Origin of the sequence: Streptomyces sp. R44 (genome assembly GCF_041053105.1) — a bacterium.
Classification (GTDB): domain Bacteria; phylum Actinomycetota; class Actinomycetes; order Streptomycetales; family Streptomycetaceae; genus Streptomyces.
In genome coordinates, this window is the sequence record NZ_CP163444.1 from 6,736,042 (window position 1) to 6,751,921 (window position 15,880).

14 protein-coding genes are annotated in these 15,880 nt (G+C 72.5%); all 14 read left to right on the forward strand.

The genetic code is table 11. From position 1 onward, the window contains the following. Positions 1-395 precede the first annotated feature (395 nt). The 14 genes from AB5J54_RS31495 to AB5J54_RS31560 all read left to right on the forward strand — a co-directional run bounded on the left by AB5J54_RS31495 (position 396) and on the right by AB5J54_RS31560 (position 15,880). The gene (locus AB5J54_RS31495; RefSeq protein ID WP_369147300.1) at positions 396-1,202 is read left to right on the forward strand and encodes a response regulator transcription factor; all 807 of its coding nucleotides are present in this window, start codon (positions 396-398) and stop codon (positions 1,200-1,202) included. A gap of 318 nt (positions 1,203-1,520) precedes the next feature. Next, positions 1,521-3,275 (forward strand): biotin carboxylase N-terminal domain-containing protein, encoded by a 1,755-nt coding sequence (locus AB5J54_RS31500; RefSeq protein ID WP_369147301.1) that lies wholly within the window; start codon positions 1,521-1,523, stop codon positions 3,273-3,275. Between the two features lie 111 nt (positions 3,276-3,386). Beyond that, positions 3,387-3,716 (forward strand): TcmI family type II polyketide cyclase, encoded by a 330-nt coding sequence (locus AB5J54_RS31505; protein ID WP_369147302.1) that lies wholly within the window; start codon positions 3,387-3,389, stop codon positions 3,714-3,716. Continuing rightward, positions 3,713-4,984 (forward strand): beta-ketoacyl synthase, encoded by a 1,272-nt coding sequence (locus AB5J54_RS31510; RefSeq protein ID WP_369147303.1) that lies wholly within the window; start codon positions 3,713-3,715, stop codon positions 4,982-4,984. The genes AB5J54_RS31505 and AB5J54_RS31510 overlap by 4 nt, the downstream gene beginning before the upstream one ends. Beyond that, positions 4,981-6,195 (forward strand): ketosynthase chain-length factor, encoded by a 1,215-nt coding sequence (locus tag AB5J54_RS31515; RefSeq protein WP_369147304.1) that lies wholly within the window; start codon positions 4,981-4,983, stop codon positions 6,193-6,195. Before AB5J54_RS31510 ends, AB5J54_RS31515 begins: the two co-directional genes overlap by 4 nt. A gap of 42 nt (positions 6,196-6,237) precedes the next feature. Next, complete coding sequence (locus tag AB5J54_RS31520; protein ID WP_369147305.1) at positions 6,238-6,507, forward strand: acyl carrier protein; 270 nt, start codon at positions 6,238-6,240, stop codon at positions 6,505-6,507. Between the two features lie 32 nt (positions 6,508-6,539). Next, on the forward strand, positions 6,540-7,325 hold the full coding sequence (gene fabG, locus AB5J54_RS31525) for a 3-oxoacyl-ACP reductase FabG (RefSeq protein WP_369147306.1): 786 nt from the start codon (positions 6,540-6,542) through the stop codon (positions 7,323-7,325). Positions 7,326-7,357: 32 nt separating this feature from the next. Next, positions 7,358-8,314: an aromatase/cyclase gene (locus AB5J54_RS31530; protein ID WP_369147307.1), complete on the forward strand. Its 957-nt coding sequence runs from the start codon at positions 7,358-7,360 to the stop codon at positions 8,312-8,314. 2 nt (positions 8,315-8,316) lie between these two features. Further along, positions 8,317-9,798, forward strand: a complete 1,482-nt coding sequence (locus tag AB5J54_RS31535; RefSeq protein ID WP_369147308.1) for an FAD-dependent monooxygenase — start codon at positions 8,317-8,319, stop codon at positions 9,796-9,798. After that, complete coding sequence (locus AB5J54_RS31540; RefSeq protein WP_369147309.1) at positions 9,795-11,354, forward strand: FAD-dependent monooxygenase; 1,560 nt, start codon at positions 9,795-9,797, stop codon at positions 11,352-11,354. Before AB5J54_RS31535 ends, AB5J54_RS31540 begins: the two co-directional genes overlap by 4 nt. Further along, positions 11,351-12,268, forward strand: coding sequence for an alpha/beta hydrolase (locus AB5J54_RS31545; protein ID WP_369147310.1), 918 nt, complete (start codon positions 11,351-11,353; stop codon positions 12,266-12,268). Before AB5J54_RS31540 ends, AB5J54_RS31545 begins: the two co-directional genes overlap by 4 nt. A gap of 9 nt (positions 12,269-12,277) precedes the next feature. After that, positions 12,278-13,573: an MFS transporter gene (locus AB5J54_RS31550; protein ID WP_369147311.1), complete on the forward strand. Its 1,296-nt coding sequence runs from the start codon at positions 12,278-12,280 to the stop codon at positions 13,571-13,573. Further along, positions 13,545-14,273 carry a 4'-phosphopantetheinyl transferase superfamily protein gene (locus tag AB5J54_RS31555; protein ID WP_369147312.1) on the forward strand — a complete coding sequence of 243 codons (729 nt, stop codon included), beginning with the start codon at positions 13,545-13,547 and terminating at the stop codon, positions 14,271-14,273. The genes AB5J54_RS31550 and AB5J54_RS31555 overlap by 29 nt, the downstream gene beginning before the upstream one ends. Next, on the forward strand, positions 14,270-15,880 hold the full coding sequence (locus AB5J54_RS31560; RefSeq protein WP_369147313.1) for an acyl-CoA carboxylase subunit beta: 1,611 nt from the start codon (positions 14,270-14,272) through the stop codon (positions 15,878-15,880). Before AB5J54_RS31555 ends, AB5J54_RS31560 begins: the two co-directional genes overlap by 4 nt.

The window sequence follows — 15,880 nt, forward strand, 5'->3', positions numbered from 1 at the left end:
TGCTTGGTATTGTACGAGGTTTCGGTATGCCGTCCGGGCGCTTCGACGCCGTAAACCGGAAGTGACGCGGCCATTAACAAACCGGCTCTGCGGTTTGTCAAGCCTGCCTCACCTCGTACGGCATCCGTTTCTGTATGCAGTCATGACGCCGGCGGCTGCTTCAATAAGTGGACATACATCCTCGATCCGCTCGATTTCGTTCATCACAATGTCAAGCGGGTGTCAATTTTCTGATCCGAAACGCTCGGAAGATTTCGCGTGCCGTGGTAGTGGGCGACCTTTGACAAACCGGCTCAGCGGTTTGTAGCGTTCCGTTGCCGGTTCCCTACGGATCCGGCGACCCCGGGGCTCCCCACAGCCGCCGGGGCCGAGCGACCTAGGTGCTAGGGGGAACCGTGAGCCGGACCTCATTGGAACTGAAGGAGCCTCATATACCTGCCCCGCGAATCGCGGGTAGAGCGAGCGCGGCGGGCGTGATCGTCGACACATCGGGGAGAGGCCGCCCGGCCGACACACCGGGAAGGGGCCGCCCGGCCGTCACGCCGGGGTGGCGCGTCCTGGTCGTGGAGAGCTGCGGGACGGAAGCGGAAGGCCTCGTCCAGGCGCTCCGGCGGCACGGTCACGAGGTCAGCAGGGTGGCCACCGGCGGTGCCGCCCTCCAGGTCTACGACGAGGTCGACCTCGTCCTCATCGACCTGGATCTGCCGGACCTCGACGGCCTGGAGGTCTGCCGGGGAATCCGCGCCGCCTGCGACGTCCCGGTGATCGCCGTGACGGGCCGGGGGAGCGAGCTCGACCGCGTCCTCGGACTCCAGGCCGGCGCGGACCACTACCTCGTGAAGCCCTACGGCTTCCGCGAACTGATGGCCCGTATGGAAGCCGTCATGCGCAGGACCCGGCCGAGCACCTCCGCCGCCCGTGCGGTCACCAGGGGTCCACTGCACATCGACGTCGCGGCGCGGCGGGTGACCCTCGACGGCAGGGATGTCGACCTCACGCGCAAGGAGTTCGACCTCCTCAACGTGCTCGCCTCCCATCCCGACACGGTCATCCCCCGCAAGCAGCTGATGCAGCAGGTGTGGGGCGACTCCTGGTCGCGGCGGACCGTCGACACCCATGTCAGCAGCCTGCGCCACAAGCTCGGCGCGAGCGACTGGGTGATCACGATCCGGGGAGTGGGCTTCCGCTTCGGGCGCGGCTGAGCCCGGCGCCTCCCCCAGCGGCCTGCCCCGGCCGGCACCTCCCCAGGTGCCGGCCGGGGCAGGCCGCTTTCGTGTCACCGGGGGGCGGGCCTCTGACCGGGGGCCTGTGACGCGGTTCTGACATTCGCCTGGCGCTTTTCCCACACAACCGCCCAGGGCTTGTGAATTCTGACGGATCCCTGAACCGGCGCGTCTTGAAAGGCCGGTGAAATACCAACAAGCTTGTGGGCAAGGTCCGGTGCAGCGTCCCCGGGTCCCTTTTCCGGGAAATCGGCGAAGGGCATGGAGATGGCGAGTCGATCAGGAGTTGAAACCGTCGTGCGCAAGGTGCTCATCGCCAACCGTGGCGAAATCGCTGTCCGTGTGGCCCGGGCGTGCCGGGACGCGGGTATCGGCAGCGTGGCCGTGTACGCCGATCCGGACCGGGATGCTCTGCATGTCCGGGCGGCTGACGAGGCGTTCGCTCTGGGCGGTGACACTCCGGCCACCAGCTACCTGGACATGGCCAAGGTGCTCCAGGCCGCCGAGGATTCCGGTGCGGACGCGGTCCACCCGGGTTACGGCTTCCTTTCCGAGAACGCGGAGTTCGCCCAGGCGGTCCTGGACGCGGGTCTGACGTGGATCGGTCCGCCGCCGCAGGCGATCCGGGACCTGGGTGACAAGGTCGCCGCCCGGCACATCGCGCAGCGCGCCGGCGCGCCGCTGGTCGCCGGCACCCCGGACCCGGTCTCGGGTGCGGACGAGGTCGTGGCGTTCGCCGAGGAGCACGGCCTGCCGATCGCGATCAAGGCCGCCTTCGGTGGTGGCGGTCGCGGTCTGAAGGTCGCCCGCACACTCGAAGAGGTTCCGGAGCTGTACGACTCCGCCGTCCGTGAGGCCGTCGCGGCCTTCGGCCGGGGCGAGTGCTTCGTCGAGCGGTACCTCGACAAGCCGCGCCACGTGGAGACCCAGTGCCTCGCCGACCAGCACGGCAACGTGGTCGTGGTCTCGACGCGTGACTGCTCGCTGCAGCGCCGCCACCAGAAGCTGGTCGAGGAGGCCCCGGCGCCGTTCCTGACCGAGGCGCAGAACGCGGAGCTGTACGCGGCGTCGAAGGCGATCCTGAAGGAGGCCGGCTACGTCGGCGCCGGCACGGTCGAGTTCCTGGTCGGCACGGACGGCACGATCTCCTTCCTGGAGGTCAACACGCGTCTGCAGGTCGAGCACCCGGTGACCGAGGAGGTCGCGGGCATCGACCTGGTCCGGGAGATGTTCCGGATCGCGGACGGCGAGGAGCTCGGCTACGACGACCCGGCCATAAGGGGTCACTCCTTCGAGTTCCGTATCAACGGCGAGGACCCGGGCCGCAACTTCCTGCCCGCGCCCGGCACGGTCACCCTCTTCCAGCCGCCGACCGGCCCTGGTGTCCGTCTGGACGCGGGCGTGGAGTCCGGCTCGGTGATCGGCCCGGCCTGGGACTCGCTCCTGGCCAAGCTGATCGTCACCGGCGCCACCCGCGAGCAGGCCCTGCAGCGCGCGGCCCGCGCGCTCGCGGAGTTCAAGGTCGAGGGCATGGCCACCGCCATTCCGTTCCACCAGGCGGTCGTGGTCGACCCGGCGTTCACCGCGGACCCGTTCCGGGTCCACACGCGGTGGATCGAGACGGAGTTCGTCAACGAGATCAAGCCGTTCGCCCCGGCCGGCGCGGAGGCGGAGGAGGACGAGGCGGGCCGCGAGACGATCGTCGTCGAGGTCGGCGGCAAGCGTCTTGAGGTCTCCCTGCCGTCCTCGCTGGGCATGACCCTGGCCCGTACCGGCCTGGCGGCCGGTGCGAAGCCGAAGCGGCGCGCGGCGAAGAAGTCCGGCCCGACCGCCTCGGGCGACACCCTCGCCTCGCCGATGCAGGGCACGATCGTGAAGGTCGCGGTCGAGGAGGGCCAGGAGGTCAAGGAGGGCGACCTGATCGTCGTCCTGGAGGCCATGAAGATGGAACAGCCCCTCAACGCCCACCGCTCCGGCACCGTCAAGGGCCTGAGCGCCGAGGTCGGCGCCTCCGTCACCTCCGGCGCCGCCCTCTGCGACATCAAGGACTGAATTCAGGCGGCCGCACCCGGGCACACGAATTCGTTCCCCCCTTTCATCTCATTTCTCGGCCTTCTTCAGCACGTCCTTTCGCAGGACTTCTTCCGGTGAGGAGAGAAACACATGCACAGCACTCTGATCGTGGCCCGCATGGAGCCCGGATCGAGCACCGACGTCGCCAAGCTGTTCGCCGAATTCGACGCCTCCGAGATGCCGCATCTCATGGGGACGCGCCGGCGCCAGCTGTTTTCCTACCGCGGCCTCTACTTCCACCTCCAGGACTTCGACGCCGACAACGGCGGCGAGCTCATCGAGCGCGCCAAGTCCGACCCGCGCTTCGTCCGCATCAGCGAGGACCTGAAGCCCTTCATCGAGGCCTACGACCCGGCCACCTGGCGCTCGCCGGCCGACGCCATGGCCACCCGCTTCTACAACTGGGAGGCGAACGCGTGACCGCGCGACGCGTCGTCATCACCGGCATCGAGGTGCTCGCCCCCGGCGGCACCGGTGCCAAGGCCTTCTGGGAACTGCTCAGCGAGGGCCGTACGGCGACCCGGGGCATCACCTTCTTCGACCCGGCACCGTTCCGCTCCCGGGTCGCCGCCGAGATCGACTTCGACCCGGCGGCCCACGGCCTGACCCCGCAGGAGGTCCGCCGCATGGACCGGGCCGCCCAGTTCGCGGTGGTCGCCGCACGCGGCGCCGTCGCCGACAGCGGCATCGACCTCGCCGCCCACGACCCGTACCGCGTCGGCGTCACCGTCGGCAGCGCGGTCGGCGCGACCATGGGCCTCGACGAGGAGTACCGGATCGTCAGCGACGGCGGCCGGCTCGACCTCGTCGACCACGAGTACGCGGTGCCGCACCTCTACAACTACCTGGTGCCGAGCTCCTTCTCGGCCGAGGTCGCCTGGGCCGTCGGCGCCGAGGGCCCCAACACCGTGGTCTCCACCGGCTGCACCTCCGGCCTCGACTCCGTCGGCTACGCCGTCGAGCTGATCCGCGAGGGCTCCGCCGACGTCATGATCGCGGGCTCCTCCGACGCCCCGATCTCCCCGATCACGATGGCCTGCTTCGACGCCATCAAGGCGACCACCCCCCGGTACGACGACCCGGCGCACGCCTCCCGGCCCTTCGACGGCACCCGGAACGGCTTCGTGCTCGGCGAGGGCGCGGCCGTCTTCGTCCTGGAGGAGCTGGAGAGCGCCCGCCGGCGCGGCGCGCACATCTACGCGGAGATCGCCGGCTACGCCACCCGCAGCAACGCGTACCACATGACCGGTCTGCGGCCGGACGGCGCCGAGATGGCGGAGGCGATCCGGGTCGCGCTCGGCGAGGCGCGGATGAACCCCACCGAGATCGACTACATCAACGCGCACGGCTCCGGCACCAAACAGAACGACCGGCACGAGACCGCCGCCTTCAAGAAGAGCCTCGGGGACCACGCGTACCGGACCCCCGTCAGCTCCATCAAGTCGATGGTCGGCCACTCCCTCGGCGCCATCGGCTCCATCGAGATCGCCGCCTCGGCCCTCGCCATGGAGCACCACGTGGTGCCGCCCACCGCGAACCTGCACACCCCGGACCCCGAGTGCGACCTCGACTACGTGCCGCTCGTCGCCCGCGAGCAGCTCACGGACGCGGTCCTGACCGTCGGCAGCGGATTCGGCGGCTTCCAGAGCGCCATGGTCCTCGCCCGTCCCGAGAGGAAGACCGCATGAGCGCCTCCGTGGTGGTGACCGGTCTGGGCGTCGCCGCGCCCAACGGCCTGGGCCGTGAGGACTTCTGGGCCTCGACCCTCGGCGGCAAGAGCGGCATCGGCCGGCTCACCCGCTTCGACCCCTCCGGCTATCCGGCGCGGCTCGCCGGTGAGGTGCCCGGCTTCGCCGCAGAGGAGCACCTGCCGAGCCGGCTGCTGCCGCAGACCGACCGGATGACCCGGCTCGCGCTCGTCGCCGCGGACTGGGCGCTCGCCGACGCGGGCGTCAGCCCCGAGGAGCAGGCCGAGTTCGACATGGGCGTGGTGACGGCCAGCTCCTCCGGCGGCTTCGAGTTCGGCCAGGGCGAGCTGCAGAAGCTGTGGAGCCAGGGCAGCCAGTACGTCAGCGCGTACCAGTCCTTCGCCTGGTTCTACGCGGTCAACAGCGGCCAGATATCCATCCGCAACGGCATGAAGGGCCCCAGCGGCGTCGTCGTCAGCGACCAGGCCGGCGGTCTCGACGCCGTGGCGCAGGCCCGCCGCCAGATCCGCAAGGGCACCCGGCTGATCGTCTCCGGCGGTGTGGACGCCTCCCTCTGCCCCTGGGGCTGGGTGGCGCAGCTGTCGTCGGAGCGGCTCAGCACGAGCGAGGAGCCGGCCCGGGCGTACGTGCCCTTCGACCGTGAGGCCCGCGGCCACGTGCCCGGCGAGGGCGGTGCGATCCTCGTCATGGAGGCCGCCGAGGCGGCCCGGGAGCGCGGGGCCCGGATCTACGGCGAGATCGCGGGATACGGCTCCACCTTCGACCCCCGGCCCGGCAGCGGCCGCGAGCCCGGCCTGCGCAAGGCGATCGAACTCGCCCTCGCCGACGCGGAACTGACCCCGGCCGACGTCGACGTCGTCTTCGCGGACGCCGCCGCCGTCCCCGAGCTCGACCGCGCCGAGGCCGAGGCGATCAACGGCGTCTTCGGCGCCGGGGCCGTCCCGGTCACCGCGCCCAAGACGATGACCGGCCGCCTCTACTCGGGCGCCGCCGCGCTCGACCTCGCCGCCGCGTTCCTCGCGATCGACGATGGCGTGATCCCGCCCACCGTGAACGTCGACCCGGTGGCCGAGTACGGCCTCGACCTGGTCCTCGACCGTCCCCGTACCGCCGAGGTGCGCACCGCCCTGGTGCTCGCCCGCGGCCACGGCGGCTTCAACTCCGCGATGGTCGTCCGCGCCGCGGCCTGACCACCGCGTTCCCCCACCCCACGCATCAAGAGGAGAACAACCATGAGCACCCAGCCCTTCACCCTCGACGACCTCAAGCGGATCCTGCGCGAGGGCGCCGGCGCCGACGAGGGCGTGGACCTCGACGGCGACATCCTCGACAGCCACTTCGAGACCCTCGGCTACGAGTCGCTCGCCCTCCTGGAGACGGGCAGCCGCATCGAGCGCGAGTACGCCATCACCCTCGACGACGACGTGCTGTCCGACGCCGACACCCCGCGCGCCCTGATCGAGGCCGTCAACGCCCATCTGTCGGCCGTCGCCGCCTCCTGAACACGCCCCCTCCGCGTAGAGAAGAGACCAGCATGTCCCAGCAGGAGAAGAGGGTCGCCCTCGTCACCGGAGCCACCAGCGGCATCGGCCTCGCCGTCGCCCGGCTCCTCGCGGCCCAGAACCACCGGGTCTTCCTCGGCGCCCGCAGCGCGCAGAACGTCGCCGCCACCGTCAAGCAGCTCCAGGACGAGGGGTACGAGGTCGACGGCACGACCCTCGACGTGCGCTCCGGCGAGGACGTCCAGGCCTTCGTCCAGGCCGCCGTCGACCGCTTCGGCACCGTCGACGTCCTGGTGAACAACGCCGGCCGCAGCGGCGGCGGAGTCACCGCCGACATCGCCGACGAGCTGTGGCACGACGTCATCGACACCAACCTCAACAGCGTCTTCCGGCTCACCCGCGAGGCGCTGACCACCGGCGGGATGCGCGAGAAGTCCCGCGGCCGGATCATCAACATCGCCTCCACCGCCGGCAAGCAGGGCGTCGTCCTCGGCGCCCCCTACTCGGCCTCCAAGCACGGCGTCGTCGGCTTCACCAAGGCCCTCGGCAACGAGCTCGCCCCGACCGGCATCACCGTCAACGCGGTCTGCCCCGGCTATGTCGAGACGCCGATGGCCCAGCGCGTCCGCCAGGGCTACGCCGCCGCGTACGACACCTCCGAGGACGCCATCCTCGAGAAGTTCCAGTCGAAGATCCCCCTCGGCCGCTACTCCACGCCCGAGGAGGTCGCCGGCCTCGTCGGCTACCTGGCCTCGGACACCGCCGCCTCCATCACCTCGCAGGCGCTCAACGTCTGCGGCGGCCTCGGCAACTTCTGATCCGCACCCTCTGAACGCGAGGAGAGTTCACGATGACGACCCGTGAGGTCGAGCACGAGATCACCGTCACGGCCCCGGCCCGGGCCGTGTACCGGCTGATCGCCGAGGTGGAGAACTGGCCGCGGATCTTCCCGCCCACCCTCTACGTCGACCACGTCGAGCGCGGCGAGCGGGAGGAGCGCATCCGGATCTGGGCGACCGCCAACGGCGCCCCGAAGAACTGGACGTCCCGGCGGACCCTGGACCCGGAGACCCTGACGATCACCTTCCGCCAGGAGGTCTCCACCCCGCCCGTCGCCGCCATGGGCGGCACCTGGATCATCGAGCCGCTCTCCGCGACCGAGTCCCGGATCCGGCTGCTCCACGACTACCGGGCGATCGACGACGACCCCGAGGGCCTGAAGTGGATCGACGAGGCCGTCGACCGCAACTCGCGCTCCGAACTCGCCGCCCTCAAGACCAACGTCGAACTGGCCCACGCCTCCGAGGAGATCACCTTCTCCTTCGAGGACACCGTGCGGGTCGACGGCTCCGCCAAGGACGTCTACGACTTCGTGAACGAGGCGAACCTCTGGCCGGAGCGGCTGCCGCACGTGGCCACGGTCCGCTTCGAGGAGGAGACCCCCGGGCTGCAGAGCCTGGAGATGGACACCCGGGCCAAGGACGGCTCCACCCACACCACGAAGTCGTACCGGGTGACCTTCCCGCACCACAGGATCGCCTACAAGCAGATCACCCTGCCGGCCCTGATGACCCTGCACACGGGCTACTGGACGTTCACGGAGGAGGCCGACGGCGGCGTCTCCGCCTCCTCCCAGCACACGGTCGTCCTCAACACGGCGAACATCGAGCGGATCCTCGGTGCCGACGCCACCGTCGCCGACGCCCGCGACTACGTGCGCACCGCGCTCAGCACCAACAGCCGGGCCACCCTCGGGTACGCCAAGGAGTACGCCGAGGCCAAGGCCCGTACCGAGGGCAAGGCCTGACCATGGAGACGACGGTGGAGACCGACGTCGTCGTCATCGGTGCCGGTCCCACCGGCCTGATGCTCGCCGGCGAACTGCGGCTCGGTGGCGCGGACGTGATCGTCCTGGAGCGCCGTGCCACCCCCACGACCGAGTCCAGGGCCTCCACGCTGCACGCCCGCACCATGGAACTCCTCGACGACCGGGGCCTGTTGACCGCCTTCGGCAGCCCGCCGTCGGAGCCCCGCGGCCACTTCGGCGGCATCCCGCTCGACCTGACCCTGCCGAGCCCCCACCCCGGGCAGTGGAAGGTCGAGCAGACCCGCACCGAGCTGCTGCTCGCGGAGTGGGCCGGCGGCCTCGGCGCCGGACTGCGGCGCGGGCACACGCTCCGCTCCCTCACCGAGACGGACACGCACGTCGAGGCCGGGGCGGTCGGGCCGGACGGCCGTGAGGTACGGGTCAGGGGGCGGTACCTCGTCGGCTGCGACGGCGAGCAGAGCACCGTACGGGCCCTGACCGGGGCCGAGTTCCCCGGCCAGGAGGCCCGGCGCGAGCTGCTGCGCGCCGACGTCGCCGGGATCGACGTCCCGAACCGGCGCTTCCAGCGGCTGCCCGGCGGCCTCGCCGTCGCGGCCCGGCGGCCCGACGGCGTCACCCGGGTCATGGTCCACGCCTTCGGCAGGCCCGCCGCACCCCGCACCGAGGAGCCCGGCTTCGACGAGGTCGTGGACGTGTGGAAGCGGGTCACGGGCGAGGACATCAGCGGCGGCACCCCGCTCTGGGTGAACTCCTTCCACGACGCCAACCGGCAGCTCACCCGCTACCGCGAAGGCCGCGTGCTCTGGGCCGGGGACGCCGCCCACCAGCAGATGCCGATCGGCGGCCAGGCCCTCAACCTCGGCCTCCAGGACGCCGTCAACCTCGGCTGGAAGCTCGCCGCCACCGTCCGCGGCACCGCCCCCGCCGGGCTGCTCGACACGTACCACGAGGAGCGGCACGCCGTCGGCCGGCAGGTCCTCGCCAACATCAGGGCCCAGGCCCTGCTGCTCCTCGGCGGCCCCGAGGCGGAGCCCGTCCGCTCCCTCCTCGGCCCGCTCATCGGCCTGGACGCGGTGCGCGCGCACCTCGCCGGGAAGATCTCCGGACTCGACATCCGGTACGGCACGGAGCACGGCGGAGTCCACCCGCTGACCGGCACCCGGCTGCCGCACACCGCCCTCGCCGGAGGCCACGCGCCCGTCACCGGGCCGCTGCGGGCGGGACGCGGCCTGTTCCTCCTCCTGGCCGAGGAGAGCGGCGGTCCCGCCGCTCCCTGGGCGGACCGGGTCACCACGCTCGCCGCCCGGCCGGTCCCCGGCGGCCCCCTCGACGGCCTCGACGCCGTCCTCGTACGGCCCGACGGCCACGTCGGGTGGACCTCGGCGGACGACGCGGGACCGGAGACGGCCCTGCGCCGCTGGTTCGGTGCCCCCACCCACGAACTCGGACGAAGGACGCCATGACCCCCTCGCATGCCCGCACCCCCGACACCCCCGCCGGCACCGACACCGACGTCATCGTGGTCGGCGGCGGCCCCACCGGTCTCATGCTCGCCGGTGAACTCCGCCTCGGCGGCGCCCGGGTCCTCGTCGCGGAGCGCCTGGAGCGGCCCACCGGCCAGTCCCGCGGACTCGGCTTCACCGCCCGCGCGATGGAGGTCTTCGACCAGCGCGGACTGCTGCCCCGCTTCGGACAGGGCGAGACCCTGGAGACCAGCCCGCTCGGCCACTTCGGCGGGGTGCAGTTCGACTACACCGTCCTGGAGGGCGCCCACTTCGGCGCCCGGGGCATCCCCCAGTACACGACCGAGAAGGTCCTGGAGGAGTGGGCGACCGAGCTCGGCGCGGACCTCCGGCGCGGCTGGGAGTTCACCGGCCTCACCCAGGACGCCGACGCGGTGGAGGTCACCGTCCGCACGCCCGAGGGCGAGCGGCGGCTCCGCGCCGCGTACGTGGTGGGCTGCGACGGCGGGCACAGCCCCGTCCGCAGGGCCGCCGGCTTCGACTTCCCCGGCACCCCCGCCACCCGCGAGATGTACCTCGCGGACGTCGTCGGCTGCGGGCTGCGGCCCCGGTTCCTCGGCGAGCGGCTGCCGGAGGGCATGGTCATGGCCGCGCCGCTCGCCGAGGGCGTCGACCGGATCATCGTCTGCCCGCACGGCACACCGCCCCGCGACCGCCGCGAGGCCGAGACGGTGAGCTTCGCCGAGGTGGCCGCCGCCTGGCGGCGCATCACGGGCGAGGACATCAGCGGCGGTTCCGCCGAGTGGGTCTCCTCCTTCACCGACGCCACCCGGCAGGCCACCGAGTACCGGCGCGGCCGGGTCCTCCTCGCGGGCGACGCCGCCCACATCCATCTCCCGGCCGGCGGCCAGGGACTCAGCACCGGCGTCCAGGACGCCGCCAACCTGGGCTGGAAGCTCGCCGCCGCGGTCCGCGGCCGGGCGCCCGACGGGCTGCTCGACACGTACCACGCGGAGCGCCACCCGGTGGGCGAGCGGCTCCTCATGAACACCCGGGCGCAGGGCACGGTCTTCCTCGGCGGCGAGGAGTCGGACCCGCTGCGCGAACTGTTCACCGAACTCCTCGGCCACGACGAGGTGAAGCGGCACCTCGCCGGCGTCGTCAGCGGCCTCGACATCCGCTACGAGGTGGGCCAGGGCGACCCGGACGACCCCCTGATCGGGGCGCGGCTCGCGCACCGGGCGCTGACCACGGCGGCGGGGGAGACCAGCACCACCCGGCTGCTCCACTCCGCGCAGGGCGTGCTCCTCGACCTCGCCGACGACCCGGCGGTACGGGAGAAGGCCGCGGCCTGGAAGGACCGGGTGCTCACCGTCACGGCCACACCGCTGCCCGCCGACGGTACGGACGTCCTCGCGGGCCTGACCGCCGTGCTCGTACGGCCCGACGGCCACGTCGTGTGGACCTCGGAGGCCGGCGGAAACCCGGAGGCGGCCCTGCGCCGCTGGTTCGGCGCCCCCGCCCTCCCGGTCTCCGACGACGGCGCGTCCCGGTGACCACCACGACGAGCGCCCCGGCGGCGCCGCGCACCGGAGGCGTGCGCCGGATCGTCCTGGACGGCGCCGGGGTCCCGATCTCCGCCCTGCTCGCCGAACCGGAGCCGGGGCCCGACTCCTTCGGGGCGCCGCGCGCGACCGTCGTCGCCCTCCACGGCGGAGGCATGAGCGCCGGCTACTTCCACGGGCAGGCCCAGCCGGGTCTCTCGCTGCTCACCCTCGGCGCCCGGCTCGGCTTCACCGTCCTCTCCCTCGACCGCCCGGGATACGGCGACTCCACCGCCCGGCTGCCGCACGGCCAGACGCTCACCGAGCAGTCGGACACCCTGCGGGCCGCCCTGGCGGACTTCTCCGCCCGGCACGCCACGGGAGCCGGCCTCTTCCTGCTCGCCCACTCCTACGGCGGGAAGCTCGCCCTGACCGCCGCCGCGCGCGACACCGGCGCGGCCGGCGCCCCGCTCCTGGGACTCGACGTCTCCGGCTGCGGCCAGGAGTACGCGGTGGGGCCCGAGGACCTGCCGGGCAGCCGGGGCCACGGCCACTGGACCCGGAACTGGGGCGCCCTGCGCCTCTACCCGCCGGGCACCTTCCGGGCCAGCGGCGCGCTCGTCGCCCCGATGCCGGAGCGGGAGCGGGCCGAGGCCCTGCGCTGGCCCGGCCTCTTCCCGGAGGTGGCGGCCCGCGTGCGGGTGCCCGTCCGGCTGACGTTCGCGGAGTACGAGTCGTGGTGGCGGCACGACGAGGCGGCGCTCGCCCGGCTGACCGGACGATTCACCGCCGCACCCCGTGTCCTCGTCGAGCGGCTCCCGGACGCCGGACACAACATAAGCCTGGGCCTCGCGGCCCGTACGTACCATCTGCGGGCCCTCGCGTTCCTGGAGGAGTGCCTCGCGACCCTGCGACCCGAGGTGTGACCCGCGCTCATGGTGAAGGCCCGACCGACCACGTTCCGCTCCCTGTCCGTCCGCAACTTCCGGCTCTTCGCGGCCGGACAGGTGGTGTCCGTGGCCGGGACCTGGACGATGGTCGTCGCCCAGGACTGGCTCGTCCTCGGCATGACCGGCGACTCCGGCACGGCCCTGGGGACCGTGACCGCCCTGCAGTTCGCCCCCATGCTGCTCCTCACCCTCTACGGGGGACGGCTCGCCGACCGGTACGACAAGCGGACGCTGCTCACCCTCGCCAACCTGGCGGCGGGGGCGCTCGCCCTGACCCTGGCCTTTCTCGACCTGACCGGCACGGTACGGCTCTGGCACATCTGGCTGCTCGCCCTCGGCCTCGGGATCGTCAACGCGGTCGAGGTCCCCACCCGGATGTCCTTCGTCGGCGAGCTGGTCGGCAACGAGCTGCTGCCCAACGCCTCCGCCCTGAGCGCCGCCTACTTCAGCGTCGCCCGGGTGGCGGGCCCGGCCCTCGCCGGACTCCTCATCACCGGCTTCGGCACCGGCTGGGCCATCGCCCTCAACGCGGTGAGCTACCTCGCGACGGTGGCGGGGCTGCGCCTGATGCGGCCGGAGGAGAACCGAGGGGCCGGCCGCGGAGCGGCGCCGAGCGAGGCGCGGGTCGTCGACGGCCTGCGCTACACCGCCTCCCGCGCCGACCTCACCCTCCCGATGGCGCTCGTCGCCGTCATCGGCCTGTTCGGCATGAACTTCCAGCTCACCCTGCCGCTGCTCGCCAAGACGGTCTTCCACGCCGACGCGGCCTCCTTCGGCCTCCTCACCACCGCCTTCGCCGCCGGCTCCCTCCTCGGCGCCATCGCCGGCACCCGGCGCAGCGGGCGCCCCGCCGCCCGCACCGTCATCGGCTCGGCCCTCGCCTTCGGGGCCCTGGAGACGGCGGCGGGACAGGCGCCCGGCTTCCTCGGCGCGCTCCTCCTCCTCACGCTCACCGGCTTCGCCTCGATCTACTTCGTCCAGGCCGCGAACCACCGCATCCAGCTCGGCAGCGACCCCCGCTACCGGGGCCGGATCCTCGCCCTCTACACCCTGATCCTCCAGGGCACCACCCCGCTCGGCGCGCTGCTCGTCGGCCTGCTCGCCGAGCACCTCGGCGCCCGCGCGGGCCTCTGGCTCGGCGGCCTCGTCTCGCTGGCCGCGGCCCTCGCCGCCCTCGCCTTCGAGCACCGCGGGAAGCGGGCGGCGGGGGACGGCACCGATCCGTCCGAGAACGACGAAAGGCCGATACGCGATGCCGCTCCTGAGGGCCGGGGACGATGACCTCCACCTCTGGACGCTCCGCCCGCCCCCGCCGGACTCCGTCCTGCCGACCGGGGAGCTCGACCGCCACGAGCGGCGCCGGGCCGCCGCGTTCGTACGGCCGGCGGACCGCGTCCAGTACCTCGCGGCGCACCTGGCGCTGCGCCGGATCCTCGCCCGGTACACCGGCGTCGCGGCCGGGCGACTGCGCTTCGCCAGGGCGGCCTCGGGGCGGCCCGTGCTGCTCGGCCTGCCGGAGCCGCCGTCCTTCTCGCTCTCGCACAGCCACGGCCTGGTGCTGCTCGGCGTGGCGGCGTGCCCGGTGGGCGTCGACGTACAGCGCGTCCCCTCGTACGCCACGGCCGAGCTGTGCCGTACGGCGCTCCACCCGGCCGAGGCCGAGGATCTCGCCGCGCTGCCCGGGGACCGGCTCGCCGAGGGCTTCGCCCGCCTGTGGACCCGCAAGGAGGCCTATCTGAAGGGCCTCGGCACCGGACTCGCCCGGGGCCTCGCCGCCGACTACCTGGGCGCGGCCGAGCGCGCGGGCGCCCGGCGGCCCGCCGGATGGGCCGTCCTCGACCTGCCGGGCGGGCCGGACCACGCGGCGGCGGCCGCGCTGCGTACGGACGGCACCCCGCGCGTCACGACGCGGACGGTGCGGCCGGAGGACCTGACCACCACGCACGAGTTGTTCACCGAAAGGGGAGTGGGGAGCGCATGACCACGACATCCACGACGTCCACGACGTCCACGACGTCCACGGCCTTCACGGCGGGAGGCGCCCTCGCGGACCGCCTCACCGAACTGGGCAGGCTGAAGGAACTGGCGCAGGAGGGACCCGATCCGAAGGCCACCGAACGCCAGCACGCGAAGGGCAAACTGACGGCGCGTGAGCGCATCGAGCTGCTCCTCGACAAGGGGAGCTTCACGGAGGTCGAGCAGCTGCGCCGGCACCGCGCGCAGGGTTTCGGCCTGGAGGCCAGGAAGCCGTACACCGACGGTGTCATCACCGGCTGGGGCACGGTCGAGGGCCGTACGGTCTTCGTCTACGCGCACGACTTCCGGATCTTCGGCGGCGCCCTGGGCGAGGCCCACGCCACGAAGATCCACAAGATCATGGACATGGCCATCGCGGCCGGCGCGCCGCTGGTGTCCCTGAACGACGGCGCCGGCGCCCGTATCCAGGAGGGCGTCTCGGCGCTCGCCGGCTACGGCGGCATCTTCCAGCGCAACACCAAGGCCTCGGGTGTCATCCCGCAGATCTCGGTGATGCTCGGCCCGTGCGCCGGCGGCGCCGCCTACAGCCCGGCGCTCACGGACTTCGTGTTCATGGTCCGTGAGACCTCGCAGATGTTCATCACCGGCCCGGACGTCGTCAAGGCGGTCACCGGCGAGGAGATCACCCAGAACGGCCTCGGCGGCGCCGACGTCCACGCCGAGACCTCCGGCGTCGCGCACTTCGCGTACGACGACGAGGAGACCTGCCTGGCCGAGGTCCGCTATCTGCTCTCGCTCCTTCCGCAGAACAACCGCGACCTGCCGCCCGTCGTGCCGAGCTCCGACCCGGCCGACCGGCTCGGCGAGCGGCTGCTCGACCTCGTACCGGCCGACGGCAACCGCTCGTACGACGTCCGCGGCGTCATCGAGGAACTCGTCGACGACGGCGAGCACATGGAGGTCCACGCGGCCTGGGCGCCCAACCTGGTGTGCGCCTTCGCCCGGCTCGACGGCCATGTCGTCGGCATCGTGGCCAACCAGCCGGCCGCCCTGGCCGGAGTCCTCGACATCAAGGCCAGCGAGAAGGGCGCGCGGTTCGTCCAGTTCTGCGACGCCTTCAACATCCCGCTCGTCACCCTCGTCGACGTCCCCGGCTTCCTGCCCGGCGTCGACCAGGAGCACGAAGGCATCATCCGGCGCGGAGCCAAGCTGCTGTACGCCTACTGCAACGCGACCGTGCCCCGGATCTCCGTCGTCCTGCGCAAGGCCTACGGCGGCGCCTACATCGTCATGGACTCGCGCTCCATCGGCGCCGACATCTCCCTCGCCTGGCCCACCAACGAGATCGCCGTCATGGGCGCCGAGGGCGCCGCCAACGTGGTCTTCCGGCGCGAGATCGCCGCCGCCGACGACCCCGAGGCGATGCGCCGCCGGAAGATCGAGGAGTACCGCGAGGAGCTCGTCCACCCGTACTACGCGGCCGAGCGCGGTCTCGTCGACGACGTCGTCGACCCGCGGGAGACCCGCCGGGTGCTCTGCCGGTCCGTCGCCATGCTCGCCGCCAAACACGCCGAACTGCCGCGCCGCAAGCACGGCAACCCGCCCCAGTAG